The organism is Microcystis sp. M53603_WE2 (assembly GCF_030065435.1).
On sequence record NZ_JASJFF010001004.1, the window covers coordinates 1 to 2,275 of the forward strand.

A 2,275-nucleotide genomic window follows, 5' to 3' on the forward strand; every position below is an offset into this window, starting at 1 on the left:
TAAATTAAAGGGATTTCCCAGGGTATGAGCGATCATAATCGCTTTAGTCTTCTCTGACAAGGCCGATTCCAGCTGCTCGATGTCGAGGTCATAACCGGGTAATTTAACGTCTAAAAAGACGGGAATTAGCTGATTTTGAAAGATGGGGTTAACTGTAGTCGGGAAACCTGCGGCGACGGTAATCACTTCATCCCCCGGTTTAAGTTGTTTTTCCCCCAATTTAGGGGAAGTTAAGGCACTTAAGGCCACTAAATTGGCTGAAGAACCAGAATTGACTAATAAACAATGTTTTACCCCCATCCACTGGGCAAAACGTTCCTCAAATTCCGCCGCATATCTGCCCGTCGTTAACCAGAAATCTAGGGAAGAATCCACTAATTTGACTAATTCTTGCTCATCAAATACCTTACCCGATGCCGGAATATAGGTCTGCCCCGCCACAAAAGCCCGGGGTTGAAATTTGTGTTTGTAGTATTCTTGTACGGCTTGAAAGACTTGCTCTCGCAATTCTGCTTCGCTGGTTGTACTGGGGGGAGAAATAGATTGAGTCATGGTTAATTTTCTTTCAGGGGAGAAATTTGTACTTAATTATTACTTAATTTGCACTATTATCAGCCTTGAGTTCGCTAATCGCTCAGACAACTTTGATAATATTCGATTTGTTGGCGAGTAAGGTCTTGGAATTGTGCTTTATCTTCAGAGTCTATTTGAGCCGCTTGATAATACCATGTCACCGTTTCCTTGAGGGTTTGCCGAAAATCCCAGACGGGTTGCCATTTTAGGGTATGGAAAGCCTTATCCGTGACTAGATTAAGCAATTTAGCCTCATGAACAGCATTCGGATCACTTTGATCGAGCCAAGTTCCCGGCCAAAGTTGTAGGATAGACTCAACTAACTCTTTAACTGGGCGATTAGAAGTCAGAGCCGGACCGAAATTAAACGCCCCATATAACCCCCGGCTGTCTTGCTGCCAATTGGCCGTCATCAACTGCTCATAAATCGACTCAGCTAACCGTAAATAGCCTCCCAAAGGCTCTAAAACGTGCTGCCAAGGACGAGTCGCTAGAGGGTTCCGCACCGGAATCGCTTCGGACTTCATCAAGGCCCGCATCGCATCGGGTACAATCCGGTCTAGAGACCAATCTCCGCCACCGATGACATTTCCTGCCCTGGCGCTGGCGATGCCGATGGGGGTTTGAGGGGTTTTAAAGAAGGAACTGCGCCAAGATGCGATCGCCAATTCCGCCCCAGCTTTGCTAGAACTATAGGGATCGTAACCCCCCAAGGGGTCATTTTCCCGATAACCATAGACCCATTCCCGATTCTCATAGCACTTATCGCTAGTAATAAACACGGCGGCACAGGGATGAGTCAGGCTTTTGAGGGCCTCTAAAACGTGAATAGTCCCCATAACATTTGTGTTCCACGTTTCCACCGACTCAAGATAGGAAAGCCGCACTAAGGGTTGTGCCGCTAAATGAAAGACTACATCCGGCTGCCATGAAGCGATTAAACGAGTCACTAACTCAGGCTCTCGAATATCTCCTATATGATGACTCAGGTTTTGAGCTAAGTCCAATTGGTCAAATAAGGCGGGGGTGGTATTGGGGGCTAAACTGAGGCCTTTTACCTCTGCTCCTAGATGGAGTAACCAAAACGCCAGCCAAGACCCCTTAAAGCCCGTATGACCAGTAATAAAGACCTTTTTGCCTGGCCAAAATGCTTTCTTTACCATATTTTCCATCTAGCTTGTCCAGTATCATCAAGGTGATTGAGCATTTCCATTTCTCGATAAGTATCCATACACTGCCAAAACCCATCAGGCTCATCCCAGAAGGAGAGGGGAGCTATTATTGTTCACAAGTCAAATAGACTCGCTATACTGGGTTTTCAGTTAATTTCAACGGCTTTCTGCGAGTAATCGCCGAAAAGAGTCTTTGTGAAGGCTTAAAACCATCACCCTAAATCTTTGGGAGCCACTATACAGGAACTTGACCGAGGATGTCAATTAGTTAAGCTGTTAGTGGGACTTAGGCGTTTTCGGTCAGCAAAAAAGGCTCAAACCATTACGGGACAAAGGGTTAACCTCGATTTATGATTTTCCTTGATCTATCTGAGTTTCAGCGATTTTGGGCTTCTCGAAGTAAATCCCAAGCTGGGATTGGAGTTGAGGCTGGGAGCATCTCACCTTTGCAATGAGCATAAATACTTAGTGGAAAAATAGGCTTTTCGAGGGTAATTCTTGTTTTAATTCTCCATGTACGCAGTCTTTAA

Annotated in this window: 2 protein-coding genes; both read right to left on the reverse strand. The window is 45.5% G+C overall.

The annotated features are described in order from the left end of the window. The coding region (locus PX481_RS21240) for a DegT/DnrJ/EryC1/StrS family aminotransferase (RefSeq protein WP_288095844.1) at positions 1-552 on the reverse strand (552 nt) is incomplete at its 3' end. A gap of 74 nt (positions 553-626) precedes the next feature. Beyond that, complete coding sequence (gene rfbG, locus PX481_RS21245) at positions 627-1,745, reverse strand: CDP-glucose 4,6-dehydratase (RefSeq protein WP_002756777.1); 1,119 nt, start codon at positions 1,743-1,745, stop codon at positions 627-629. Positions 1,746-2,275 lie beyond the last annotated feature (530 nt).

Coding starts and splice junctions, on each gene's coding strand:
- rfbG (WP_002756777.1), bottom strand. CDS start 1,745: ATGGAAAATATGGTAAAGAAAGCATTTTGGCCAGGCAAAAAGGTCTTT.